This window comes from Marinobacter sp., from assembly GCF_041595835.1.
Lineage (GTDB): Bacteria > Pseudomonadota > Gammaproteobacteria > Pseudomonadales > Oleiphilaceae > Marinobacter.
In genome coordinates this window covers 81279-105902 of record NZ_JBFHJO010000006.1, presented here as the reverse complement: position 1 = coordinate 105902, position 24624 = coordinate 81279, and the positions used below count along the sequence as shown (strand labels likewise).

At 54.5% G+C, this 24624-nt stretch carries 25 protein-coding genes; 11 read left to right on the top strand and 14 right to left on the bottom strand.

The window, feature by feature from the left end; all coding sequences use genetic code 11:
• The 3 genes from ABYA77_RS04460 to rpe form a co-directional block, all read right to left on the bottom strand.
• Window positions 1-1037 (bottom strand): anthranilate synthase component I family protein (locus ABYA77_RS04460; protein ID WP_372964739.1); only part of this gene is annotated, 1037 nt, incomplete at its 3' end.
• A 31-nt stretch (window positions 1038-1068) separates the two neighbouring features.
• On the bottom strand, window positions 1069-1758 hold the full coding sequence (locus ABYA77_RS04455) for a phosphoglycolate phosphatase (protein ID WP_372964738.1): 690 nt from the start codon (window positions 1756-1758) through the stop codon (window positions 1069-1071).
• Entirely contained in the window at window positions 1755-2441 is a 687-nt protein-coding gene (gene rpe, locus ABYA77_RS04450) for a ribulose-phosphate 3-epimerase (RefSeq protein WP_372964737.1), read from the bottom strand. Before rpe ends, ABYA77_RS04455 begins: the two co-directional genes overlap by 4 nt.
• Before the next feature lie 112 nt (window positions 2442-2553).
• Here rpe and ABYA77_RS04445 point away from each other — a divergent pair, with 112 nt between their 5' ends.
• The gene (locus ABYA77_RS04445; protein WP_372964736.1) at window positions 2554-3405 is read left to right on the top strand and encodes a DUF3530 family protein; all 852 of its coding nucleotides are present in this window, start codon (window positions 2554-2556) and stop codon (window positions 3403-3405) included.
• A 20-nt stretch (window positions 3406-3425) separates the two neighbouring features.
• Here the strand turns inward: ABYA77_RS04445 and ABYA77_RS04440 are convergent, their stop codons facing one another.
• Genes ABYA77_RS04440 through ABYA77_RS04430 form a run of 3 tightly spaced genes read right to left on the bottom strand, consistent with a single transcriptional unit; the run spans window position 3426 to window position 5913 of the window.
• Window positions 3426-4181, bottom strand: a complete 756-nt coding sequence (locus ABYA77_RS04440) for a molecular chaperone DjlA (RefSeq protein WP_372964735.1) — start codon at window positions 4179-4181, stop codon at window positions 3426-3428.
• Window positions 4178-4870, bottom strand: a complete 693-nt coding sequence (murU, locus tag ABYA77_RS04435) for an N-acetylmuramate alpha-1-phosphate uridylyltransferase MurU (protein ID WP_372964734.1) — start codon at window positions 4868-4870, stop codon at window positions 4178-4180. Before murU ends, ABYA77_RS04440 begins: the two co-directional genes overlap by 4 nt.
• On the bottom strand, window positions 4867-5913 hold the full coding sequence (locus tag ABYA77_RS04430; RefSeq protein ID WP_372964733.1) for an aminoglycoside phosphotransferase family protein: 1047 nt from the start codon (window positions 5911-5913) through the stop codon (window positions 4867-4869). The genes murU and ABYA77_RS04430 overlap by 4 nt, the downstream gene beginning before the upstream one ends.
• Window positions 5914-6152: 239 nt before the next feature.
• On the opposite strand from ABYA77_RS04430, the gene ABYA77_RS04425 reads away from it, so the two are divergent.
• From ABYA77_RS04425 to slmA, 9 genes are all read left to right on the top strand, one after another.
• A complete protein-coding gene (locus ABYA77_RS04425) occupies window positions 6153-8477 on the top strand; it encodes an LPS-assembly protein LptD (RefSeq protein WP_372964743.1) in 2325 nt (774 codons plus the stop codon).
• A gap of 67 nt (window positions 8478-8544) precedes the next feature.
• Window positions 8545-9888, top strand: coding sequence for a peptidylprolyl isomerase (locus tag ABYA77_RS04420; RefSeq protein ID WP_372964732.1), 1344 nt, complete (start codon window positions 8545-8547; stop codon window positions 9886-9888).
• Window positions 9885-10898: a 4-hydroxythreonine-4-phosphate dehydrogenase PdxA gene (pdxA, locus tag ABYA77_RS04415; protein ID WP_372964731.1), complete on the top strand. Its 1014-nt coding sequence runs from the start codon at window positions 9885-9887 to the stop codon at window positions 10896-10898. The genes ABYA77_RS04420 and pdxA overlap by 4 nt, the downstream gene beginning before the upstream one ends.
• Window positions 10891-11721: a 16S rRNA (adenine(1518)-N(6)/adenine(1519)-N(6))-dimethyltransferase RsmA gene (gene rsmA / locus ABYA77_RS04410; protein ID WP_372964730.1), complete on the top strand. Its 831-nt coding sequence runs from the start codon at window positions 10891-10893 to the stop codon at window positions 11719-11721. The genes pdxA and rsmA overlap by 8 nt, the downstream gene beginning before the upstream one ends.
• On the top strand, window positions 11714-12517 hold the full coding sequence (locus ABYA77_RS04405; RefSeq protein WP_372964729.1) for a symmetrical bis(5'-nucleosyl)-tetraphosphatase: 804 nt from the start codon (window positions 11714-11716) through the stop codon (window positions 12515-12517). The genes rsmA and ABYA77_RS04405 overlap by 8 nt, the downstream gene beginning before the upstream one ends.
• 64 nt (window positions 12518-12581) lie before the next feature.
• Complete coding sequence (locus tag ABYA77_RS04400) at window positions 12582-12902, top strand: DUF423 domain-containing protein (protein ID WP_372964742.1); 321 nt, start codon at window positions 12582-12584, stop codon at window positions 12900-12902.
• Between the two features lie 17 nt (window positions 12903-12919).
• Window positions 12920-13120, top strand: a complete 201-nt coding sequence (gene thiS / locus ABYA77_RS04395) for a sulfur carrier protein ThiS (RefSeq protein WP_372964728.1) — start codon at window positions 12920-12922, stop codon at window positions 13118-13120.
• 73 nt (window positions 13121-13193) lie between these two features.
• Window positions 13194-14003 (top strand): thiazole synthase, encoded by an 810-nt coding sequence (locus ABYA77_RS04390; protein ID WP_372964727.1) that lies wholly within the window; start codon window positions 13194-13196, stop codon window positions 14001-14003.
• A 44-nt stretch (window positions 14004-14047) separates the two neighbouring features.
• Window positions 14048-14635 carry a nucleoid occlusion factor SlmA gene (gene slmA, locus ABYA77_RS04385; protein WP_372964726.1) on the top strand — a complete coding sequence of 196 codons (588 nt, stop codon included), beginning with the start codon at window positions 14048-14050 and terminating at the stop codon, window positions 14633-14635.
• 11 nt (window positions 14636-14646) lie between these two features.
• On the opposite strand, the gene ABYA77_RS04380 is transcribed toward slmA, so the two are convergent.
• Window positions 14647-15471 (bottom strand): inositol monophosphatase, encoded by an 825-nt coding sequence (locus tag ABYA77_RS04380; RefSeq protein WP_372964725.1) that lies wholly within the window; start codon window positions 15469-15471, stop codon window positions 14647-14649.
• 52 nt (window positions 15472-15523) lie between these two features.
• Window positions 15524-16819: a pyridoxal phosphate-dependent aminotransferase gene (locus tag ABYA77_RS04375; protein WP_372964724.1), complete on the bottom strand. Its 1296-nt coding sequence runs from the start codon at window positions 16817-16819 to the stop codon at window positions 15524-15526.
• A 215-nt stretch (window positions 16820-17034) separates the two neighbouring features.
• Between ABYA77_RS04375 and ABYA77_RS04370 the strand changes: the two genes are divergently transcribed.
• On the top strand, window positions 17035-17697 hold the full coding sequence (locus tag ABYA77_RS04370) for a response regulator (protein WP_372964723.1): 663 nt from the start codon (window positions 17035-17037) through the stop codon (window positions 17695-17697).
• Here ABYA77_RS04370 and ABYA77_RS04365 read toward each other — a convergent pair.
• From ABYA77_RS04365 to ABYA77_RS04340, 6 genes are all read right to left on the bottom strand, one after another.
• On the bottom strand, window positions 17666-19021 hold the full coding sequence (locus ABYA77_RS04365; protein ID WP_372964722.1) for a sensor histidine kinase: 1356 nt from the start codon (window positions 19019-19021) through the stop codon (window positions 17666-17668). The genes ABYA77_RS04370 and ABYA77_RS04365 overlap by 32 nt on opposite strands.
• 13 nt (window positions 19022-19034) lie before the next feature.
• Window positions 19035-20117, bottom strand: coding sequence for a lipase secretion chaperone (locus ABYA77_RS04360; RefSeq protein WP_372964721.1), 1083 nt, complete (start codon window positions 20115-20117; stop codon window positions 19035-19037).
• Between the two features lie 7 nt (window positions 20118-20124).
• On the bottom strand, window positions 20125-21051 hold the full coding sequence (locus ABYA77_RS04355; protein ID WP_372964720.1) for an esterase/lipase family protein: 927 nt from the start codon (window positions 21049-21051) through the stop codon (window positions 20125-20127).
• A gap of 64 nt (window positions 21052-21115) precedes the next feature.
• Window positions 21116-22456, bottom strand: a complete 1341-nt coding sequence (locus ABYA77_RS04350) for a substrate-binding domain-containing protein (RefSeq protein ID WP_372964719.1) — start codon at window positions 22454-22456, stop codon at window positions 21116-21118.
• A gap of 101 nt (window positions 22457-22557) precedes the next feature.
• Window positions 22558-22869 (bottom strand): DUF3301 domain-containing protein, encoded by a 312-nt coding sequence (locus ABYA77_RS04345; protein ID WP_372964741.1) that lies wholly within the window; start codon window positions 22867-22869, stop codon window positions 22558-22560.
• Between the two features lie 66 nt (window positions 22870-22935).
• On the bottom strand, window positions 22936-24552 hold the full coding sequence (locus tag ABYA77_RS04340; RefSeq protein ID WP_372964718.1) for a methyl-accepting chemotaxis protein: 1617 nt from the start codon (window positions 24550-24552) through the stop codon (window positions 22936-22938).
• Window positions 24553-24624: the final 72 nt, after the last annotated feature.

Genomic DNA, 24624 nt, shown 5'->3' with positions numbered 1-24624 from the left:
CGGCCCAGGTCGATCAGCATCAGATGTTCGGCGATTTCTTTCGGGTCAGCCAGCAGTTCTTTTTCCAGTGCGTTATCTTCGGCATCGGTGGCGCCGCGCCTGCGGGTGCCGGCGATGGGCCGTACTGTAACTTCTTCGTCTTCTACCCGCGCTAAGATTTCCGGTGATGAACCCACAATGTGGAAGTCGCCCAGATCCAGAAAGTACATGTACGGCGACGGGTTAAGCACCCGAAGCGAACGGTACAGGTTCAGTGGCGGTGCTTCGAAGGGGATGGACATGCGCTGGGAGATGACGGTTTGCATGACATCGCCGTCCAGCACGTAGCCTTTGATTTTATCGACCGCGGCTTCAAATTTTTCCTGCGAGAAGCCGGAAACAAAGTCGCTTTCGTCCACTTCCTTGCCTTGCAGGTGCTCTGGCGTGCGAGGTGCGTCGGCGGTGGTTCGATGCAACTGCTTTTCCAGTTCGTCGATGCGCGCCTGGGCCTGCTCGTAGGCGCCTTCAACGGCCGGGTCAACGTGTACGATCAGGTGCAGTTTGCCGCGCAGGTTGTCGAACACCACGATTTCGTTCGATACCATCAGCAGGATATCCGGGGTGCCGATTTTGTCGGGTGGGCAGGTCTTGCGCAGGCGCTTTTCAATGTAGCGTACGGTGTCGTACCCGAAGTAGCCTACCAGCCCGCCGTTAAAACGCGGGAGTTCGGACAGGTCGGGTGCGTTGAAGCGCTTCTGGTATTCGTCGACAAAGGCGAGCGGGTCTTCCACTTCCGCCTGTTCCACCACTTTGCCGTTCTGGCTGACTTCAATGCGGTGGTCATAGACTTTCAGCACTTCCTGGCTGGGCAGGCCGATGATGGAGTAACGGCCCCACTTCTCACCGCCCTGAACGGATTCGAACAGATAGGAATATGGGCCGCTGGCCAGCTTGAGATAGGTACTCAGCGGGGTGTCCAGGTCTGCCAGGACTTCGCGGTACACGGGAATACGGTTGTAGCCAGCCCGGGCAAGGCTGGTGAAGTGCTCAGGTGTCATGTCTTTGTTTCCTGAAATCGGATTTGCATGTTTACAAAAGCTCGGCCAGGGAATCAACCATTGCATCTGCACCGAGGCTGGCGATCGGGGTGCCAAAGTTATAACCATAGCGAACGGCTACGCAGGGGATTCCGGCTGCCAGAGCAGCATGTACGTCTGCGGCAGAATCTCCCACCATAACGGTGGTGCCCGGGGTGCCTCCGAGTTTTTCCATGGCGTGCAGAAGTGGTGCCGGGTCTGGTTTTTTGACAGGTAAGGTGTCACCGCCAACGAACAGTTCGAAGTACTGATCGAGCCCTGTCTGCTTCAGCAACGGTGCGACAAACTGGTCGGGCTTGTTCGTGACCACCGCCATACGACAGCCTTTGGCTTTCAGGTGTTCAAGGCATTCCAGTACGCCATTGAAGACCACTGCGTGCTGGCCGTTCAGTTGGCCATAGGCGTGGTAAAAAATGGCCAGGGCATCTTTGTGCAGAGCCTCGTTTTTGGGTGATGCGGGCTCCCAGTCGGCCTTTCCCGCCAACGCACGATGCACCAGAATACTTGCGCCGTTGCCTACCCAGTTACGTACCTTGTCCAGCCCGGCAGGGCTTCTTCCCAGATGTGCGAGCATCTGATCGATGGCGGCAGCCAGATCCGGCGCACTGTCTACCAGTGTGCCGTCCAGATCAAACAGGGCAACACCTGGCCAGCGGGCGTTAAACAGGCCTTTCAGACTCATCCGATGATAACCTTGCGTGCTTGTTCCAGTTCTTCGCGCATGGCGGCGATGGTGGTTTGGTAGTCCGGAGTATTGAAGATAGCGGAACCGGCTACGAATGTGTCGGCTCCAGCCTCAGCGATTTCGCGAATGTTGTCTGTTTTTACACCGCCGTCGATTTCCAGCCGGATGTTGTAGTTGCTGGCATCGATGCGCTTACGGGCTTCTCTCAGTTTGTCCAGCGTGCCGGGGATGAACTTTTGCCCGCCAAACCCCGGGTTTACCGACATCAGGAGCACCATGTCGAGTTTGTCCATCACGTAATCCATGTAACTCAGCGGAGTGGCTGGGTTGAATACCAGGCCGGCCTTGCAGCCACCTTCGCGAATCAGTTGCAGGGAGCGGTCGATATGCTGTGAGGCTTCGGGGTGGAATGTGATGTAGCTGGCACCAGCGTCAATAAACATGCGGATCAGGTCATCAACCGGAGAGACCATCAGGTGTACGTCGATGGGTGCGGTTACGCCGTGCTTGCGCAGAGCTTCGCAGACCATTGGGCCTATGGTGAGATTGGGTACGTAATGGTTGTCCATGACATCGAAGTGCACCACGTCGGCGCCAGCGGCCAGTACGTTATCGACTTCCTCTCCCAGACGGGCGAAATCGGCGGAGAGGATAGATGGGGCAATCAGATAAGGGTTCATCGGTACACTCTCGGTCAGATGAATTATCGGCGGCAGTTGAAGCCTGTTAGTCTATCAGTTTGTTACTGGTTTTCGCAGCGTGGGGTATACGGATGTGTTAACGGTTCGGGCAATGGGATGGGTTCTTTGGTTTCTGTTTGTCGGGCTTGCAGTGGGTGCTCAGGCAAGTGCTCAGGAAGTGCGGGCGATGTCGTTGTCTGGCATGGCTGAGTGGGCGCTGGCGGAGGCGCACCCTGAACAGGTTGTCTGGCTGAATCTGGCAGGTGATGCCCGGGCACTGAGCCTGTTTCAGGCTGAACTCGTCACGCCCGGGCGAGGGGCTTTGATTGTGTTGGCCAATGAAGGGCAGAACGCAGATGAAGGTTTGCTTGGGCCTTTGCGAAGGGCGATGGCCGAAAGAGGTGTGGCGGTAATGACTCTGGGGCTTGGTGCTGCTCCGGAAAAGCTGCGCCGTAGCCGCCAACAAGTGCTGGCGGTAAGCCCGGTGCAGCCACGGGCATCTGAGCCGTCATCGGTCATGATCGATGTGGGTGAAGTGGAAGGGGGCGTTCAGGATGTTTCGAGCTATCTGGCCAATGTACGGCATGTTTTGGACGCTGCGTTTGAGGCGCTGGAAAATCAGGGGTATGAACGAATTGCGGTGGCCGGTGTTGGCTGGTCTGCAGAGCATGTGACGGACTGGGCCCTTGGCCGGGATACCTTGGCGGGCGTGGTTTGGCTGGCTCCGAAGTTTTCTGCAGAGCAGCGATCGGGATTGCCTGGGCTGCTTGAAACTGAGCGTGCCTGGCGTGTGCTGGATTTGCATGGGGCCAGTCAGAGGGCTGAGGGCCAGGAACGTGCAGCGGCGCTTGGGCGGCAGCAAGTCCAGGGATATCAGCGCCAGTTGCTGGCACTGGAAAACCCGCCCCGGTTTGCGGATGCAGAGCGTGTGGCCAGCAGAATCAGCGCTTGGCTGGGGCGGTAATCAATACCATCACGGCGTTGCTATCGGGAGTGGTTCCGCTGTTTGATAAGTTCCCAGGCTTGCTGGTAACGCAGAAGTTGATCTTTGGCTAAAGCCAGCTCTGACTGGGTCAGATTTTGTTGCGCGAGTTTGTCTGGGTGGCAGGCCGACACGCGTTTTCGGTAGGTGCGCTTGATCACTTCCACGCTGTCTCTTCGGGTAACCCCCAGAATCTGGCAGGCCTGTTCGTAGGTGGTTGGTTTCCCGGTGCCGCTGGCGGTCCGAATCCAGACTTTGCTGGCATAACTTTCGAAAATATCATCGCACACGGTGACCGGCAGGCCGAGGTGGTCAATGGCGTCTTCGCAGCGATAGCGTCGTGTTTTCCCGGGTTGCCCTGAAACCTGTGCGCCATGGCAAAGGCAGATGGCTGTTTTTAGTGCTGCATCGGGTGACAGCAGGGTTAAAAATCGATTCCAGAAGCCTTGATATAATTTCAGCTCGCTGGAATCTTTTCCTTTCTTGAACTGCTCAATCGCTTTTTTCCGCTGCCTCGGCGATAGCTTCAGGGCCTTCATTAGCGACTCTGCGTATCGGATATCCGGTTCCATAACCCGGCCATCGGCCTTGGCGATGTAGCCCAGAAAGAAGAACAGAGGCTTGCGGCACCGCCGTGGCAGCTTTGCCCGTTCCATTAGAGTGTTGGCTTGATGGCCGCAGCTGGAGAGTTCGTGAAGCAGGTCAGAGAAAACTGATTCAAGCCTTGCCGGGATGTGCGGTGCGCTGGGTTTTGTCATGAGTGCGGTGTACTTTCCGTGAGCAGGGTGTCGAGTTCTTCCAGCCGGGCTGGTGTCCCTACGTCAATCCATAGGCCTTGGTGGTTCAGGCCTCGTACCCGGTTTTGGGCCATGGCCTGCCGAAGTACCGGCCCGAGTTTGCCTGCGCCTTCGTCCAGTCCGTTGAACAGACGGTGGTGTAACAGGCTGATGCCGGTGAACGTCAGTTTGTGATTGCCTTCAGAGGCAAGGTGTCCGGTTGATGAAAGGTGGAAGTCGCCTTCAGGGTTGTGTTCGGGGTTTCGGGTGAGTACTAACAGGGCGTCACAGTCCGGGTCTGCAGGTGGTTGCAACTGATTCAGGGAAAAGTCGGTCCAGATGTCACCGTTGATGACCAGAAACCAGTCTTCCTGATTGTCTGTCAGCATTGGCAGTGCCCGTACTATTCCGCCGGCGGTTTCCAGTGGGGTGCCTTCAGCGGAATAGCGTAGGCTCAGGCCAAACTGTTTGCCGCTGCCGAGATATTGTTCGATTTGCTCCCCCAGCCAGGCGTGATTGATCACTATGTCCCGGAAACCTGCCCGCTGGAGGTTTTCCAGGTGATGTACGATCAGTGGCTTGCCGCCTGCCGAAAGCAGTGGTTTTGGTGTTGTGAGTGTCAGTGGGCGCATACGCTCACCTTTGCCGGCGGCCAGAATCATAGCTTTCACGGGGTTGTTTTCTCCGGGGCTGGCACTGGCCCGATCTTGTCTTCTATTGCTGGGATAACGGTGCCGCACAACCATTCGTGAAAGTGCCGGAAGGCTGGCTGGCGTGCACTGGCGTCCCGTATGTAGCTGATGGTTCGTGGAATGTCAGCGAGGTATCCGGTTTTACTGTCACGAATGGCCAGCCGGGCGAATATGCCAGCGGCTTTCAAATGCCGCTGCATGCCCATTAATTCGAACCATTGCCGGAAGGTGTCGGCATCGGCTCGATGCAGTCCGGCGTCGAGACTGATAGCCCGGTAGTATTCCAGCCATTCGCGGACTTTTTCTTCGGGCCAGCGCACGTAGCAGTCTTTAAGAAGAGAAACAGCGTCGTAGGTAACCGGGCCTTTCACCGCGTCCTGAAAGTCGATCACACCGGGAACACTTTGGCCTTCCATGATCAATAGGTTCCGGGAGTGATAATCGCGGTGAACCGTGACTTCTGGCTCAGTCAGGGCACTCTCTTTCAGTAATCCGAAAGCGGTCTCCAGCAGAGCGCGTTCCTGATTGCTCAGCGCAAGGCCTAAATGCTTCTCAAGTAGCCAGTCGGGGAATAATGCCATTTCCCGGTCCAGCATCGGGGCGTCATACTGAGGAAGCGGGTGGTCTGCCGGAGCAGACTGGCTGGCGATGCGCACGAGTTCGTCCAGAGCCTGGCGGTAATAGGTGTCAGCATTTTCCGGGGTCAGAGCGCCGAGCATCAGTTGATCACCAAAATCTTCGATCAGCAGGAAACCCCGTTTCAGGTCCTCACTTATAATCGAAGGAACGTGAATGCCGTGCTGTCGCCAGTGTTTGGCGATGGCAACAAACGGCATACAGTTTTCGTGTTCTGGTGGCGCGTCCATGATGATGAACGGTGTGTGCGGCTGTTCGGGGGTTTCCCGCCATACCCGGAAGTACCGGCGGAAGCTGGCATCACCTGAAACGGGTTCTGCGCAGGCGCTGTCAAAGCCGGGAATTTGCCTGACCCAGTCGGTCAGCAGTTGCAGACGGGTGTCCATAATTGTGAGGTGATTCCTGAGTTGTTTTACTGTTTGATCACGTTAGCAGAGGAGTATAAAGAGCGTAAAACGGATTTGCAGCGGTGTTTCCGTTAACAAGCCATAGGGGCGCGTGTAAACTAGGCAGCTGTTTTTAACTCCGGCCACCATTCATCTGAAACAGGAAGCCTGCCGTCGTGCCCAGCCGATACCGTCAGTTGTTGTGGTTTAAGCCCCGTTTAGCCGGGCTTTTGCTGGCAATGGCTATGGCTCCGGTGGCCGCTATGGCGGAAGACAATCCGGGCAGCTCCCCAAGTGCTGCAGAGATAGACTGGCGCCCGAGAAGTGAGTTGCCGCCCGGCGTGCAGGCTCAGCTTCCGGTGTTTTGTGCAGGTGGATACCTGCCTTCGGCATTGGCTGGCGGCCAGTCAACAATCATCCCTGCGACCGATGTCAACTCGGTGCCGCTGGAGGCCAGTGCGCTTAACGCCCGTTACGAGTTAGATGCTGAGCTGTATCTGCAGGGTGATGTTCGCTTGCGTCAAGGCAGCTTCCAGGCGTCTGGCTCTGAGGCTCGTTATAACACGCAGTCTGGTCAGTTGAGTCTGGAGGGGCCTCTGGTAAGCCGCGGCGAGGGCTTTCTGTTGACGGGAGATGATGCCCGTTATTCTACTGACTCGGGGCAGCTGGATATCAATACGGCGACGTTCCTGTTGCATGCGTCCGAGATGCGTGGTGAGGCATCGTCGCTTTCCCGTATTGGTGAAAACCAGGTGTTGATTACGGACGGCATGCTCACGACGTGCGGCCCGGGCCAGAATGACTGGGCAATCGTGGCGTCGGACATAGAGCTTGATCAGGCTGAAGGCTTTGGCACGGCTACACATGTGCGCCTGGAAGTGCTGGATACGCCAGTGTTCTACTGGCCCTATATTTCCTTCCCTATTGATGACCGCCGTAAATCCGGATTTTTGTACCCTCAGTTCGGCTCTTCCAGTGCCGGTAGTGGTGCCTATCTGGCGTTACCCTACTACCTGAATCTTGCACCTCATTACGACGCCACTTTGACGCCCCAGTACATTCACGGTCGTGGACTGTTTACCGAAGTGGAAGGCCGATATCTGAGCCGGTTAGGCGAGTCGGTGTTGCAGCTGGGTTATATTGGTGACGATTCTGCGTACAAAGACGAGACTCCGGGCGCAGACGGCGAACGCTGGGCACTGAATTTCTCCACGCGGGCGAGTTTTGGTGGCGGCTGGCGTGGTTATGGTGATTACTCAGTGGTTTCTGATGAAGACTACCTGAGTGACTTGAACCGTTCTCTCGAAATTGACCAGGCTACCCATCTGCGGCGACGCGGGGGGGTGCGGTACTCAGATAAGAATCAGTATTTCGATGCCTACCTGAATGACTACCAGACGATTGCCGAGCGTATTGCTGATGTTGATAAGCCATACGCTCAATTGCCGGAAGTGCTGTACGCAGGTACCGCGAATATGGGGCTGTTCGAAGCAGGCGTAGATGGCCAGTACACCTGGTTCTACCGGGATAATGAAAGCCTCAGCGGCCTGGATAAAGCTAACGGCCAGCGGGTACGGGTGATTCCTGAACTGGCCATGCCGATGCGTGCTCTTTGGGGCTTTAGCCGGCCCTCTTTGAGCCTGGATTACACTCGTTATGATCTTGAGGACTATACCCTCGGGGACAGCAGTTTTGACCGCACGGTGCCGGTGATTGAGTGGGATAACGGTTTGTATTTTGACCGCCGTTCAAGTCTGTTTGATATTCCTTACAATCAGACGCTGGAGCCTCGGTTGTATTACGCCTGGGCCGATGCCGACGCCGACCAGGATGACATCCCGGACTTTGATACCGCTGTTAAGAGCTTCCGGTTTGACCGGTTGTTTGAACGTAACCGTTTTTCCGGGGGCGACCGGGTTGGGGATGCAAACCAACTCACCGTAGCACTGACCAGCCGCTTTAATGATCTTCTTACCGGTGCTGAGCGGGCGCGGGTCAGTATTGGCCAGGTGCGCTATTTTGATGACCGGGATGTGAGCCTCTTTACTGAGGGCGCATCCGACCGGGCTAACTCCCCGATTGCAGGGGAACTGGTGTTGAACCCAATGGAAAATCTGGAAATCAGCATGTCTGGATTGTGGGATCACGACACCCACAGAACAGAAGAAGGGCGTAGCCAGCTGGTGTTCCATACCAAGGATTATCGATACCTGGCTACGATGGGCCATACCTACAGTCGGCCTGATGATATTGAACAGACCGACATCGGTGCAGTGTTCCCGGTTACCAACAAGCTCAGTGCCATTGGCCGTTGGGTATGGGATTCAGAGCTGGATCGAACGGTGGGCTCGCTGGCCGGTCTTGAATATAACAACTGCTGCTGGAGCGTTCAGGTGGTACACCAGAACTACCTGACCGATGATGAAGAACTGGATACCCGCCTGCTGTTCAGAATTGAGCTTAAAGGTCTTGGTGGCAGCGGCGGTGCATCAGACAGCATTGGCGATGCTATTTATGGCTATGACGAGCGCGAGCGCCGCCGTTTTGGAACTCAGCGCCGTTAACACGAACTAAAGCCACTAACCTGGTATCAGGCCGGGTGGCTGAGAATGCACAAACCATGAGGTGATTATGAAGGCGACTGTACGCCATGGACTGACCCTGTTACTGACTCTGGCCATGATGGCCCTGTCGGTTGCAGCCCAAGCAGAAAGAAAGGTACTGGACAGTGTGGTAGCCATTGTCGATGACGATGTGATTCTGCAGACTGAACTGGAAGCCCGGGTGAATACCATTATTGGTCGCCTGAGAGCTCAGGGTACCGGGCTGCCGCCTCGCGACATGTTGGAAGCCCGGGTGCTTGAACAGTTGATCTCAGAGTCTGTGCAACTGCAGATGGCTGACAAAATGGGCATGCGAATCAGTGATAATGAGCTGAACGAAACATTGGCCAGTATTGCCCGCAGCAATGGTTTGACCATGGCCCAGTTCGAGGATCAGCTGGCGGAGGAAGGCGTCACTTATCAGCAGGCCCGTGAACAGATTCGCAATGAGATGCTGACCAGTCGGGTGCAACAGGCCCGCGTGGGCAACCGTGTGCGGATAACTGACCGTGAGGTAGAGAATTACCTGAAGGCTCAGGCTGGCTCTGGCAGTAATGGTGCTGAATACCGTTTGGCCTATATTTTTATTCAGGTTGATGAACCTGGCAATGACGCTTCGGTTGCCGAAGCCCGCGCAACCGCCGAACGGTTACGCCAGCAGATACTTGATGGCCGCGACTTCCGCGAAGTCGCGGTGGCCGAGTCTGACGCCAGCAATGCCTTAGAAGGGGGTGATATGGGCTGGCGGGCTGAAAGTCAGTTGCCGTCACTGGTTGCACCTGTGGTGCCGGGTTTGAAGATAGGAGCACCTTCTGACGTTCTGGAAAACAACAGCGGTTTCCATCTGGTGATGGTGATGGACAAGCGCGGCGGCGAGCAGCAAAAGTTTATTGAGCAGCACCGCGTTCGCCATATTCTGGTTCGCCCTTCTGAAGCGGTGACTGAAGTGCAGGCAGAGAAACGCATACGAGACATCTACCAGCAGCTTAAAAATGGTGCTGATTTTGCAGAATTGGCCCGTGAATTGTCGGATGACCCGGTTTCCGGTTCTGATGGCGGAAATCTGGGCTGGGTGAGTCCCGGCCAGATGGTTCCTGAGTTTGAGAAGGGCATGCTGGAAGCCAGTGTTGGCGAAATTTATGGTCCGGTACGTTCCCAGTTTGGCTGGCACATCATTCAGGTTGAAGAGCGCAGAACCCAGGATGTTACTGCTGAGAGCCGTGCTACACAGGCTCGTCAGGCAATTTACATGCGTAAGTTTGAAACTGAACTGCAGAACTGGCTGCGAGAAATCCGTGATGAAGCCTTCGTAGAGTTCAAAGGTGAGTACGCGGATATGAACCCCGCCAGTGAGGAAGACAGCGCATCATGACCAAACCGGTAATTCTGGCACTGACCGCAGGCGAGCCGGCAGGTATCGGACCAGAGCTATGTCTGCAGCTGGCGGGTGAAAACCGTGGTGCTGGTATTGTGGTCATCGCCGGTAAAGGTTTGCTGGAGCAGCGTGCCAGGCAGCTTGGTCTGGCCGTTCAGTTGCATGACTGGCAACCAGGTATGCAACCAGAGATCTGCGCCGGCCATCTTTCTGTTTGCACTGTAGACGGCTGCCAATCGACCGAGGCCGGGCGGCTGAATGTTGCTAACAGCCAGTATGTTCTGGACACTCTGACGCTTGCTGCACAAGGTTGCCTGAACGGTGACTTTGACGGCATGGTAACGGCGCCGGTGCACAAGGGGGTGATTAACGAAGCTGGCATTGCTTTTAGTGGTCATACTGAGTTCCTGCAGGAACTTTGTGGTGTTGAGCGGGTGGTGATGATGCTGGCGACCGATGAGCTCAGGGTTGCTTTGGTAACCACTCACTTACCCCTGAAGGATGTACCCGCAGCGATTACGCCGGAGCGGTTGACTCAGGTAGCCCGGATTCTGAATGCCGACCTGAAAACGTTTTTTGGCATCAGGCAACCGCGCATTTTGGTGGCGGGGCTGAACCCTCATGCGGGAGAAAGCGGCCATTTGGGCCGGGAAGAAATCGAGGTGATTGAGCCAACACTGGATCGGCTTCGTCAGGAAAATATTCACCTGACCGGTCCGCTGCCGGCAGATACCCTATTTACGCCGCACTGGCTGGACAGCGCCGATGCGGTACTCGCTATGTATCACGATCAGGGCCTGCCGGTGCTGAAGTTTCAGGGCTTTGGCCGCGCAGTTAACATCACGCTGGGGCTGCCGATTGTTCGTACGTCAGTGGATCATGGCACGGCTCTGGATCTGGCGGGTACAGGCAAAGCCGATGCTGGTAGCCTGCATACTGCCATTCGAGTAGGAGAACATATGGCCCGTTGCCGTCGAGAAGCCCAGCCGGAGAGTATCAATGAGTAACCAGCACGGCCATAAAGCCCGTAAACGTTTCGGCCAGAACTTTTTGCATGATCCCGGCGTGATTGAAAAGATTGTTCGTTCCATCAACCCGAAGCCAGACGACGTCCTTGTTGAGATTGGTCCGGGGCTTGGGGCAATCACTGAAGAACTTCTGGCCGTTAACCCTCGCCTGCAGGTGGTAGAACTCGACCGGGATTTGATTCCGGTGCTGCGCACCAAGTTTTTCAACTATCCAGACTTCAGAATTCATGAGGCCGATGCCCTCAGCTTTGATTTCAGCGTGTTGGCAACCGACCGCCCGTTGCGCATTGTCGGTAACTTGCCGTACAACATCTCGACGCCTCTGATCTTTCATCTGCTGGCGCAATCCGGCGTGGTGCAAGATATGCACTTCATGCTGCAGAAAGAAGTGGTACAGCGGTTGGCTGCGGTTCCTGGTGACAATAATTACGGTCGATTGGGGATCATGGCCCAGTACTTTTGTAAGGTGCAGCCGTTGTTTGAGGTGGGCCCGGGCGCTTTCCGGCCGGCACCCAAAGTGGACTCCGCCATTGTTCGGCTGGTTCCGCATAAAGAACTGCCTCATCCTGCAAAAGATCTTAAAACGCTTCAGTCTGTTGTGCGTACTGCGTTTAATGCCCGGCGGAAAACTCTTCGGAAAGCACTGGCCGCAATGGTCACGGTAGACCAGTTACAGTCTCTGGGAATTAACGACGGTCTTCGTCCGGAAAACCTGAGCCTGGCGGATTACGTGCTGATTGCTGATTTTCTGGTTGATGCAAAGGCCAAGAAAACAGAGGCCGACGAGGTAAGTAATGACTGACTACGCCATTGGCGATATTCAGGGTTGCTACGATCGACTGCGGGATGTGTTGGCAAAAGTAGACTTCTCGCCTTCAAGAGACAGACTTTGGGTGGCGGGTGATCTGATCAATCGCGGGCCGTCCTCGCTGGAGACTTTGCGTTATATCGAAAGTCTGGGCGATGCTGCGGTGGTGGTTATGGGGAACCATGATCTGCACTTACTGGCGGTAGTTTTAGGTGGCCATAGTCCGAAAAAGAAAGACACCCTGTATGACATACTCGAGTCACCGGACTGTGACCGGCTGGTGCAATGGATGCGACAGCAACACCTTTGTGTTCACGATGCCGGCCGGAATCTGTTGATGGCCCACGCCGGTCTACCCCATATCTGGAGTGTTGAGCAGGCTCTGTCTTGTGCCCGTGAAGTGGAGGCGGTGATTCGCGGTAGCGATGCAGGCGAGTATTTCAGACTGATGTATGGTAATCAGCCTGAACGCTGGAGTGATACCCTCACGGGTATGGATCGTTGGCGGGTGATTACCAATTATTTCACCCGGATGCGCTTTATTGCTGCAGATGGCAGCCTGGAACTCACGGCCAAAGAGTCGGCAGATGAGGCACCGGAAGGCTATGCTCCCTGGTTTATTTACCCGCGCAGGGATGATATCCGAGTCATCTTTGGCCACTGGGCCGCATTGGATGGGGACACCGGCAGCGACCGTTTTATTGGTCTTGATACCGGTTGCGTATGGGGTGGTGCCCTTACACTGATGAACCTGGACAGCGGGGAGAAAATTCACTGTGACTGCCGTTAATAGCCAAACCGGGGTGATTCGCTGGGCGCTTGCCATTGGCGGGCTCGCGGGTTTGCTGGCGGTTATGGCGGGGGCGTTTGGTGCTCATGGGCTGCGTCATGTGGTGAGTGAACGGGAACTTGAGGTGTTTCAAACGGCCGTGAGCTATCAGATGTACCATGCCCTGGCGTTGATTGTTGCCGGGCTGATGTCTGCGGTGGGGTTGAATCGTCGGTTATTGTCCATCGCCAGCGGCTTCTGGCTGACTGGAATTTTGCTCTTCAGCGGCAGTCTTTATTTGTTGGTGCTTACCGGAAACCACTGGCTTGGGCCAGTAACACCGATAGGTGGCGTTTGCTTTATGGTTGGCTGGGGGCTGCTGGTAGCCGCAGCCCTGAAAAAATAACGGAGACAATCAGAATAATGCAGGTTCAGGTAAATGGCGAAGCCATGGAGCTCCCCGTAGGAGCAACGGTTGCCGCTTTAATCGAAAAACTATCGCTGACGGGCAAGCGAGTAGCTGTTGAGGTTAATGAGGACATTGTTCCTCGTAGCCAGCACGCGGAATTCACCCTTAGTGAAAATGACCGGGTAGAGTTGGTGCATGCGATCGGCGGAGGTTGATTCTGCATTATCAGAATGTTGGTGCGCGAACCTTCACGAACTCCCAATCTTTTTTATCGAACTCAGGTAGGTTATGACAGACACACCGGAAATTCAGCTTCCCGAAGACAAACCCCTGGAAATTGCAGGCCAGATTTATCAGTCCCGCTTGCTGGTTGGTACGGGCAAGTATCAGGACCTGATGGAAACAGGCCATGCGATTGAAGCCAGTGGGGCAGAAATCGTCACGGTTGCGGTTCGCCGGACCAACCTGGGCCAGAATCCGGATGAGCCGAATCTGCTGGATGTGATCTCCCCGGAACGGTACACCATTCTCCCTAACACCGCCGGTTGCTACACGGCAAAAGATGCGGTGCGCACCTGCAAGCTGGCCCGTGAACTGCTGGACGGGCGTGATCTGGTGAAACTGGAAGTTTTGGGCGAGCACAAAACGTTGTACCCGAACATGCCGGAAACTCTGGCCGCAGCGGAAGAGCTGATCAAAGACGGTTTCAAAGTGATGGTGTATTGCTCAGATGATCCTTTGCTGGCCATGCGTCTGGAGGAAATGGGCTGTGTTGCGATCATGCCTTTGGGTGCCCCGATTGGTTCAGGTTTGGGGATACAGAATCGTTATAACGTCCGGTTGATTGTTGAAAACGCGAAAGTACCGGTGCTTGTGGATGCTGGCGTTGGAACGGCTTCCGATGCCACCATTGCTATGGAGCTGGGTTGTGATGGAGTGCTGATGAATACGGCTATTGCTCAGGCCAAAGATCCGGTCAGAATGGCAAATGCCATGCGCCTGGCCATTGAAGCCGGCCGGGAAGCTTTCCTGGCAGGCCGTATGCCGAAGAAACTATACGCCAGTGCCTCTTCCCCGGTTGACGGTACGTTTTTTTAAGCGGTTAAACATCCAAAAAGATACCAGAGCGCTGTAGTCCTGATATGACCAACCAGAAACCGAGCCGGCGGGATGCCATCCTGCAGGCGCTTGTTGAATTGCTGCAAAAAGATCCGGGAGCTCGCATTACTACGGCGGGCCTGGCTAAATCCGTGGGCGTCACTGAAGCGGCGTTATATCGACACTTTCCCAGCAAACGGAAAATGTTTGAGGCGCTTATCGAGTTTGCGGAGGAGGCTGTGTTTTCCCGCTGCCAGGTGGTCCTGCAGGAGCAGGAGGATGTTCGTGTGCGCTTGCAGCAACTGGTGCATCTGGTCTTAGTCTTTTCTGAACGAAATCCAGGGCTGTGCTGTGTGCTGACCGGCGATGCTCTGATGGGGGAAGACGAGTCTCTGCGTAAACGTGCGTCCCAGTTCTTTGAACGCCTGGAAACCCAGTTTCGTCAGACTCTGAAGGAAGGTGAAATTCGCCAGGGGCTGCGTCCTCGCACGAGTGCAGCGCGAGGTGCAGACTTTGTTATGGTTTTCCTTGAGGGGCGCATTCAGCGCTTTGTCCGGTCGTCTTTTTCCCGCCTGCCTACCACCGACTTTGATGAGGCCTGGGTGCTGCTCTCTGAACTGACCTGGGGTTAATTTCCCCCCAATCAGTCATAGCCAGAGGCTGAGCGAAGAGTCGATCGTATCGGCGCCCACACCTCTGGCGCTGAAATCAGAATGTCTCGGCCCCACAGGTCAGCTGGGTAGCCGTCCGGGACGTCTCCGAAGTGACCAACGGTTGCACCGGCTTCCCAGGCGATCAGGCGGGCCGCAGCGAAATCCCATGGGCTGACGTTTTCGTAGTAGATATCCAGTCGACCACAGGCAACCCAGCAAATATCCAGGGCGGCAGAGCCGATGCGGCGCAAGTCGCGGCACTGGTGAATCATTGCATCCAGCCTGCGAATGAGGGGAGCCAGATTGTCTTTGGTGTAGGGGAATCCGGTAGCGAACAGTGACTGCCTGGGAATTGTGGCGCCGCTGTGCTGGATAGAATTGCCGTTCAGCGTTGCTCCCTCGCCTTTGGTGGCCCGGAAGGTTTCACCAGAAAAAGGCGCATGCACCACGCCGACCTGAACTTCACCACGTTCTGCGTAAGCAATTGATACTGCTACCTGAGGGTGGCCGTAGGCGTAGTTTACGGTGCCGTCGATGGGATCAATAATCCATAGCGGCGTGTCCAGGTGTTCTGCCTGGGACAGGTCGGGCATGGTTTCTTCAGACAGAATACGGTGGCTGGGAAAGCGTTTTCGGATGGCGGCAGTGATGAATTCGTCTGCCATAACATCGGCGTGAGTGACCAGCTCTGTTTGATCTTTGTAATTGGTACGGAGGGTATTTTCTTCCCGCTCGTGGCGGATCAGCTCACCGGCGTCTTTGGCTAATGCTTCGGCAAAGTCAGTGATATCGCGCAGAGAAAGAGAATCAGACATGGCACCCTCGGTGTATTTTTACGTGAGGGTGCCAGTCTATCACGGCCGGGAGTTACAGGCTGTTCAGCCACTTCTCCATTTTATCCATAGCCAGTACCAGGCGGGGACCGGCTTGTTTGACGAAATCGTCCGCCAATTCCTGCTCAGCGTATTCGCCACCCGCCAGCGCCAATGCTTGTGCACCATCAAAATCCACAAACGCCAGGCGCGCGCCCATGTGATCCGGGACAAATCCGAAGTCACTGGAAGGCAAGATTGCTACACCGGTATCTTTCAGCAGTGCAGTACAGAAGGCCTGAGAGGTTTTGATGTCTTTTCTCGCCAACTTATCGCTGAAGCCTGAGAAATCCGGGAACACATAGAACGCACCTTCAGGTTTGCGCACTACGGCACCCATATCGCTGAGGCGACGGTGCATGTATTCGCCAACGACCTTCAGTACCCGTCGTGACTGGTGCAGGTATTCGTTGATGTCATCGCCGCCGTTGAAGGCAGTGATTGCAGCGTGCTGAATAGGCGCAGCGGTCGATGTGAAGGTTTCGCTGGCGATGATGGCCATGGCATCCTGCAGGGGGCGTAGCTCGGGCGGGAAGATGAACGTTCCCAGGCGCCAGCCACCTGCACCAAGCCATTTACTCATACCGGTGCTGATAATGGTGCCTTCCGGATAATAACGGGCGATGGACTTGTGCCGGCCTTCAAAGTTTACCTCGCCGTAGATTTCGTCAGACAGCAGGATCAAATTGTACTTGCGGGCGACATTGGCGATGGCCAGTAACTGGTCATCGGTATAGGTACAGCCGGTTGGGTTGGATGGGTAGTTCAGAATCAGAATACGTGGGCGTGAGGGGTCATCCCGACAAACGATGTCCAGCTCTTCTGCCGTCAGCTGCCAGTTATTCTCGGCATGGGTGGGCAACCAATGTACCGAGCGACCGATGATGCGGGCCTGGGGAGCATAGGAGACCCAGCTCGGCCGCGGAATCAGCAGGTCGCCATAATAAGCCAGCTGAAGAATGAACAGGAGTTCTTTGGAGCCCGGGCCAATGAGTACGTCTTCCCATGTAGAACGCATCTTTTCATTGCGGTTTATGTAGCCGGAAATGGACTCACGCAGGCCTCTGAGACCTTTCACCGGAAGATAGTCCTTCTCATGCGCGTGCTCTTTGAGCGCATCTACTACCCGCTCAGGGACTGGAAAAGGGGATTGCCCAAGGCCCAGCTTGATGATGTCTTTCCCTTCAGCGCGCAGCTCGTTGCTCTGCTCATTGATGCGAAGGGTGGCCGAGGGCTGAATGCCCCGAACGTTCAAGTTAATGGCGTAGCGGTGGTCGTTTTTAATGTCCATTGTCCCGGTCTTTTAGTTGGAAGCGACACTAGCAGTATATGGGGCATAACCAGATCTGTGACCCTGATTTAGGTAGGGATTTGCCGAAGCCTGTAAGTTTGTATGGAATGCGTGCTAAGCCGTAAACCGTGAAATGTTAAGCAGGCCGCTGAGGAGCTGTGTTGGTTAGGCTATAGTGCTTCCGCAGTAATAAAAATAATTATTCTGGGAGCTGCATGATGACTGCGATTCGCTCTGAGCATTGCTCGTGTGCTGCCGGGCCTCAGGATTCATTACCGTTTAACCGGGTTCTCTTGGTAGATGATCATGCCCTTTTCGCACAGGGTTTGGCCGGGCTCATTCAGCAGGAAGGTTTAGCTGAAGTGGTTGAAACCGTCTCTTCTGTTGAAGAGGCCTCAGAGAGCCTGATGCAGAGGGAGGGAGTGGAGCTTATTTTGCTCGATGTATCTCTTGAGGGCGAATCAGGGCTATCTCTTTTGCCAAAGCTTTCCGGGAAATGCCCGCAGTTACCTGTCGTTATTATTTCCAGCAGTGATGATGAACGCACGATTCGAGAGGCTCGGGCTGCGGGAGCCAGAGGTTTTCTTGCCAAGTCAGCAGGCCGGATGGCGTTCGTTCGGATGATGACTGCTATCAGTAAGGGGAGGGATTATTTTCCTGGGGGTATGGCTCCTTTGGCCCGGGCTGTGCCGTTAACACCTCGACAACTTGAAGTGCTGTCTCTTTTAGCGCAAGGCTTTCCCAACAAGCGTATTTGCCAAAGTTTAGATTTGACCGAAAACACCGTTAAAACCCACTTAAAAGCAATTTTTACCCAGTTAGGTGTTCAAAATCGCACGGAGTGCGTTAATAAGGCGAGAGACCGGGGCTGGTTGTAACTGGCTCAGGTAAATCTACCCAAAATATCGAGCCTTGTGGCGTGGATTCGGCACCACAATGACCGTCCATCAGATTTGTAAACTCATGCACGATGGTCAGCCCGAGACCGAGCCCGGGGGAATTGTTCTTCTTGCTACTGCGTATATAGGGCTGAAATAGCCTGTCCTTAATGTTTTCAGGTAAGCCCCTGCCATTGTCGCAAACCAGAATGCGAACGTTTGTGCCGCGTTGTTTGCAGCACAGGCGGACCGTGTCTGCCCCACTGTGGTCTGCTGCGTTGATGATCAGATTCTGTAGAATTCGTTGAAGCAGCACCGGATCGGCCATAACGTAAGTCGGTGTTGAGGGAAGTTCCAGGCAGAGGTTTAGTCCTCGGCTGTAAAGTGTGTCTTCAACAAGATCCTGTACGCTTTGAAAAGCCCCGGACACTTGGACTGGTTCCAGTTCAGGCTTGATCATTCCTTCGTTAAGGCGGGCGCTGTCGAGTACGGTGGCTAGCAAGCTGCGAAGTTGGCTGACCATGTCTTTGAGTTGGCGCAGCATGTTGCCATGAAGCGTTCCCTGCAGGGTGGGCTGAAGATTTTCGAGAGTGATTTCGATAACGTTTAGAGGTTGGCGTAGGTCGTGACTTGCGGCGGTAATTAATTCAGTTTTTCGACGGTTTTCATCCTCTGCGGCCCGGTGCATCAGTCCTAGTAACTGTCGGTCAAGAAAATGAGCTCGATGGCGATATTCAGACATCCACGCACCAATCATGCCGATCACGTTGGCTGTTATCAGAAAAAAACCGTTGCTCAGAATCTCGGATAATGGCGTGTCGGCCCAAGCTTCTGCTAACAGGTAAACCCCCACCAGCGTAAAGGATGAAATGGAGGCGGTTGAAAAGGGTAAGCCCATGGCGAAATAGCCAAACATCAGCATCAGAATCATGCCTTCATAAGGCAGAGGGTATGCGTGGAGCCGGGCGGCCATAATAATGGCAATAATACTCAGCCCCCCGGCTAGATACGCAAGGCAATAAATTTTTTCAAAAACCGAATCAGGCAAAGCGGTTCGGTTTACCAGCCAGAGGACAAAGGCGATGATGGGACAGATCACCGCCAGTCGGATAAATACGGTGATCTGTGCGAGTGCTTGAGGCAGCGTTATTGCGTCCATTAGCGCATAGCCCATAAAAAGGAGTAGGCCCGTAATCGAGATTACGCGTGCACGTTGCCGGATCAGGGCGGAACGGGTTTCCCGGTAGCTGGCTTCAAGCGATGGTTCGAAACGTAGAGTCAAAAAGCCGCTGGACTGCTGATGTCTGATCTGTTCTGCGGTCATTCAGATCCCAAGGTTAGCTTTGGTCGAGCAGCTTTAGTTTAGCCCAGGTTTGTTCCTGCTGGTCTGGAAAATACTGCTCCAGAAGGTGTGCCTGGTATTCCTTTTCTGTAGTGTTGGCCAGACCAGCCTTTTGCTGGTGTTTTATGGCTTCGTGGAATGCTTCAAAGCGCTGGTTGAAAGCCTGACGTTGTTGGAGGTAGCTCACAACATCATCGGCACTTTCTGGGTCGAGCCCCATGTCGATTAGCTGCTGTCCGGCCATTTCCGGTGAGCTGGCGGATGCCATTGCCGCGATTCGTTGCTGTTGTTGCTGAATATCAGCGTGCAGATGCTGTTCGGTCGATTTCAGAGTATCGGGTAGTTGATTTCTGTGCCAGTTCAGCAGGGCTTGCTTACTTTGTTCCGTCAGGTCCGTGCGTTGCTGAATACCCAGAGTCGCCAGAGTGTACTCACTATAGGCTTCTTCCTGGCGGAAGAAGGCCTGGTGAGCCTCAGGACTGAAAATCTGTTGACGTAGTTGTTTTAGTTGCGCGAGGGCGCTGCCGAGAGCTTCAAGCTGGTAAGCGGCATCATGCTGGCGGCTTGGGTCCAGCTCTGTTTGTAACACGTCTAAAGATGCTTGTTTGTATGCGAGATATTGCTCCAGCAGGGTTATGGCCTGACTGCTGGCAGGCTCGGGCAGGTACTGTTGTGCCATGTGTTGAATTTGAGTGATGGCCGTTTCCGGAGATACTTCGCCTACCGTGCTGAGGAAGTAATCAAAGAAGTCGCGCACCTCTAAATTCACAACCAATTGACCATCAGCGGTGGCTTGTAGGGTGCCGTCAATATCGGTGCCTTCCAGTGATGGGGCGATAGGAGGGCTGGATAGCCTGGGTGGGGTCTTGTAAGCGGTCGAAGATGGGTGGTTCACTTCGGGCAGGACGTGGTTGTAGGCGATCTCTGTCTGGCTTGGGCTCTTTGTGCCTGGCTTGCCGGACATTTCGACGGTGATGCCGGAAGAGCCGGAGCTGTACCAGAGACCGCTGCCGGCCACAATGACCAGCAGGGTTCCGGGAATCAGCCACCAGCGCAGTGCGTTGGCTTTTTGCTTCATAACAACCTCACAATCCGCGATTTTTCAGGCGGTTTGCATGGGAGCGATAAAGGCTTACCGGATTGGTCCATAGAGACCGGGCGCCGAACAAGTGGTTAATGGCATCAACATGATTCATGTCGTAGTGGGTACCAATTACATTACCCATCATGGTGGAGCAAACGTCCACCAGGCCATCACTTGGCTCATTGCCAAATGCCATAGACGTAACGGCCAGGAAGGGATCTGTAATATCAAAAACGTTAGTCCAGATGCCTCGGCCAGTCCAAGAGAAAAACTTAACTTTATGTCCGTTGATCCAGACATCTTCATTGGTGCCTGAACAGGCATTACGGTTCACTCCGCTCCAGCCGAGAGCATCGTTCAGATCTGTGGTGCCTTCAGTGGTCAGTGTTTCCAAAGCGGCTATGCCGTCTTGGGGGTTGCTGGCCCCGGACAAGGCGTTGACCAGGCCGCCGAAGGCGTTTGCGATGGCATCAGCTCCGCCTTCCACGTAGCTTCCGGGAGGTATAACTCCACGCATCACGTCGGCCACTTTTGAACCTTTGTTGACACCGTTGATTGACGTGACAGAGGCAATGCGATCTGGAATCAGAGCCGCAGCAACGCGAGACGTCGGGGCACCTTGGCTGTGGGCCATCAAATTGACTTTGCTGTGCCCTAAGCTGTTGATGTAGCTGGCTAACTGTTGGCCCCGTTGTTCGCTACTGTTCACAAAGGAGACGCTGGCGGTATACACCTGAGCGCCACTGCGTTCAAGGTTCCACGGGATGGTATGAAAGTAATTGACCAAACCTCCCAGTGTATTGAAGCCGGTAACACCGTGTACCAGAACAATCGGGTATCGGGTTTGGGTATAGCTTGCGTAGCTCAACATTGAGAACACAAGCATAAGGGCTCCGGCCACTAGCCGGACAGGCATGGCATAACGCATATAAACACTCCTATTATTTTTGTTGGTTTTATTGCAACAGGAAGTATTGCGGAAAGCAGAGGCCTCAGGAATCGCCCATATGGGTGAGGCCTTGAGCTTTTACCCAGACTTCTACACGGCCATTGCGCTGGTTGCCGCGATCACCAACCGGCATGTAGTGCCCATAACCTGTATAGGTAACTGAGCTCAAGCCGATGTCGTTTAATGCACGGCGAACAGAGAGTGCTCTGAGTTCCGAGATAAGCTGGGCTCGTAATTCATTACTCTGAGCATCGGAAAAGCCGATTAACAGCAGGTCATCGGTAGAGCGGTTGTTACTGGCCAGGTAATGCTTCACTCGTAGAAGGTCCCGGCGGGCTTTGTTGTCTAACTTGGTTCGGCCTTCTGAAAAGCGGAAGTTAACCGTCAATCGAAGGTAGTTTTCTGTCAGGCGCCTGAAGGATTCAGGCACGGAGTGGTCCAGTCTGGGTTTCACTGCGATCGGGTTTTGAGATATGAAGCCGGATCTTGCGACGTGCATCTGTCCTTTGGCACTTAATGTGAATTCGATGAGGTTTTGGGCAAATTCAGTGCTGTTTGATCCCATGGTGTACATGTACAGCCGGCGGGAGAGAGGGTAATCCTCACTGGCGACGGTCAGTTGATCCGGTTTTAAAGCAGGAGCTGTGCCGTCAGAGATGGCCAGTAATTTGCTGTTTCGAACGGACGCCAGACCTGAGAAGCCGATAGCCTGAGGGTCTCGGGATACATCGTCAGAGAGTTGGTCGTTGGATTCGTAACGGCGAGCGGTTTCATGCAGCTTTTCGGTTTTGCCTAGTACCAGTGATTTGAATGTGTCCCAAGTCCCGGAACGCTTGTCACGAGCATAAAGCTGAATGGGGGTATTGTTGCCGCCTAACTCTGACCAGTTTTGGATCTGGCCGCTAAAAATTTTCCGAAGGGTGCTGATGCTGAGTTGATTGACCGGGTTTGTTGGATGCACAAGAATGGCAAGGCCATCGATGGCAATGACATGCTCGGTCTGGAGATTTGTGAGCTCAGTTTCTGGCCGAAGCTGTTCAGCCTCTGCTTTCTTTACCGGACGGGAAGAGGCCCAGATATCAGCCTGCCCGTTAGCTAGCGCCTGAAATCCCGTGCTGGAACCATGGGCTGCTACCAGAACAGACAGTTCTCCACCTTGTTGACTGGTGGTTGTCAGAACCTGCTCATTATCATTTCCGGTGGGCTCTTTGCGCACCTCTTGTTGGGTAATTTGTTCAAGGTATTCTGTCACGAGGAGTGGTGCGAGTGAGGCGCCAATCGTGTTTGATCCATGAATTTCCAGCACATGAGCGAATAAAGGAGAGTGGAACTGCAGTGATAAGAATGCAAAGAAAACGAAATTTCTGAGAGTTGGCATTGCCATGCTTATAGAGCCCGTGGTTGAAACTTGAGACGGGATAAGGATGCTACAGAAATGTGACAGGCAGGTTTCAGTTAGAAAACCAGTGTGCAGACATGTGCAGGTCAGAACCGGTGGGGGTCCAGTTCCATATGCATGATTTTTTTGCCCAGCATGATCACCCGCCCGGTATATCTTTCTTCGCCGGTGGTGGTGAAGTCAAATAGAAAGCGGCGCCATACCCGAAGGTTGCCGGTCTGGTCGCGTTTGAACCAGATGCCTCGAAGAAAAACAGCGTCGTCGAGGAGCATCACGTCCATGGTCTTACAATAGCGGCGTGTAGCCTCTAACACGGAGTCTTTGATGGCTTTTGCCTTCCACCAGTACCACGTCGCGAAGCCCGCAGTGAAAATCCAGAAAAGGGTTCCAAGAGTCAAAATGCAGGCAGCCCTGTTTGTCATGGGTGTGACCGGCTCTTTGAGCCGGTAAAACGCCAGACTACCCTATTGTGTCGGTTCGGGGAATTTTTGCTGCTTGTTGCTCGTCGGTGGCAGCAGCATTTGCAGAAAATGGCTTGTCAGGAGCTGAGCGCGGTCAACATTATTGCCCAACCGCTCGGATTCCTGGTGGGCACTTTCGCTGCTTTCGACGGATTGGTTGCCCAGTTTCAGCAGACTTTCTGCCTGCTGTTCTACTTGCAGTGCGAGTGCTGATTGCTGCTCTGCCGCACTGGCTACTTCTCGGGCGCAATCGTCGATGACGTCGATGTCGCTGAGAGTGACCTGAAGTGCCTGGCAGGCTTCATTCGCCAGGCTTGCGGTGTGCTCACAGGCGTTAGCTCCGTTGCTGATGGCATTGACCACGGTACGGGTTTCGGACTGTAAACCTTCTATCATGGAATCAATGCGTTGGGTGGATTCGTGAGTGCGCTGTGCCAGCCCCCGGATTTCATCAGCCACTACCGCAAAGCCGCGACCAGTTTCACCCGCCCGGGCAGCCTCAATGGCTGCATTCAGTGCCAGCAGGTTAGTTTGTCCGGCAATATCTGAGATGACTTCCAATACAACACTGATTGCATTACTGCGTTCGGTCAGCTTGGCCATATCCGCGTTGGCTTCGGTCAATTGACTTTGCAGCTCGCGAAGCGCCTGGTCAACGTTGTCCATGCGAGCCTGGCATTGTTTGGCCGAGTGTCGTGCGTCGGCACTGGCCTGGTCCGTACGGCTTGTCATTTCGTTTACCCGCGCGACGCTTTGTGCCAGTTCCTCAAAGGCGCGGGTGATGTGTTCTATATCCGACTGCTGACTGCGAATGCAGGTCATTGAACTGGATACCCAGTCCATGGTTTTTTGTTTTCGGCCATGGAGTCTTGCGATATTGGCATGCATTCTTGCTGAAATGGCTCGCAGCGTGACATCCTTTTTCTGGAGGTCATAATCAATCCAGGCGCCTTCATCTCGCCGGCCTGTGTAGATCCACGGCATTACAGGGTGGGCGTCGCGGGCCACGCTGCGGGCGGTTCTGATCATGGGCAGCGTTAGCCAGAACAGTACGCCAAAAACGCCGAGTAACAGAGCCTGGAGTCCAAGCAGGCTTGTGACACTGAGTTCAGCGAGGCCAAACCACAACAGGCTGCAGGCCAGCAGTGCATACAGGCAGGCCAGTTTGGACAGCAGAGGCGGGCTGGTTGCCTGGTAGCGACGTGGTAACTTGCCGTTATTCCAGGCCGCGTAGGCTTTCTCGGCACGTTGAATCTGAGATCGGCTGGGGCAAAAGCGAACAGACTGGAACTCCACCAACACGCCATCCTTGAGGATGGGCGTTACATAGGCATCTACCCAGTAATAATCACCATTTTTGCAGCGGTTTTTGACAAGGCCACGCCAGGAATTCCCGCTTCGGATGGTGTCCCATAAATTGGCAAAAGCTTCCCTTGGCATGTCGGGATGCCTGATCAGGTTGTGAGGCTGGCCGAGGAGTTCGTCCATGCTGAATCCCGATATTTCGACAAACGCCTCGTTCGCCGCAGTAATTTTCCCTTTGAGGTCCGTTGTGGTGATGAGATGGCTGTGATTGTGGAACTTTCTCTCAATCTGGGTAACCGGTTCATTTCTGCGCATTGGTGCACTCCCTGCCTTCTTGTTATTTGATGTACCCAATATCAGCCTGTCGCCATTGCGGGGGTATCCGTA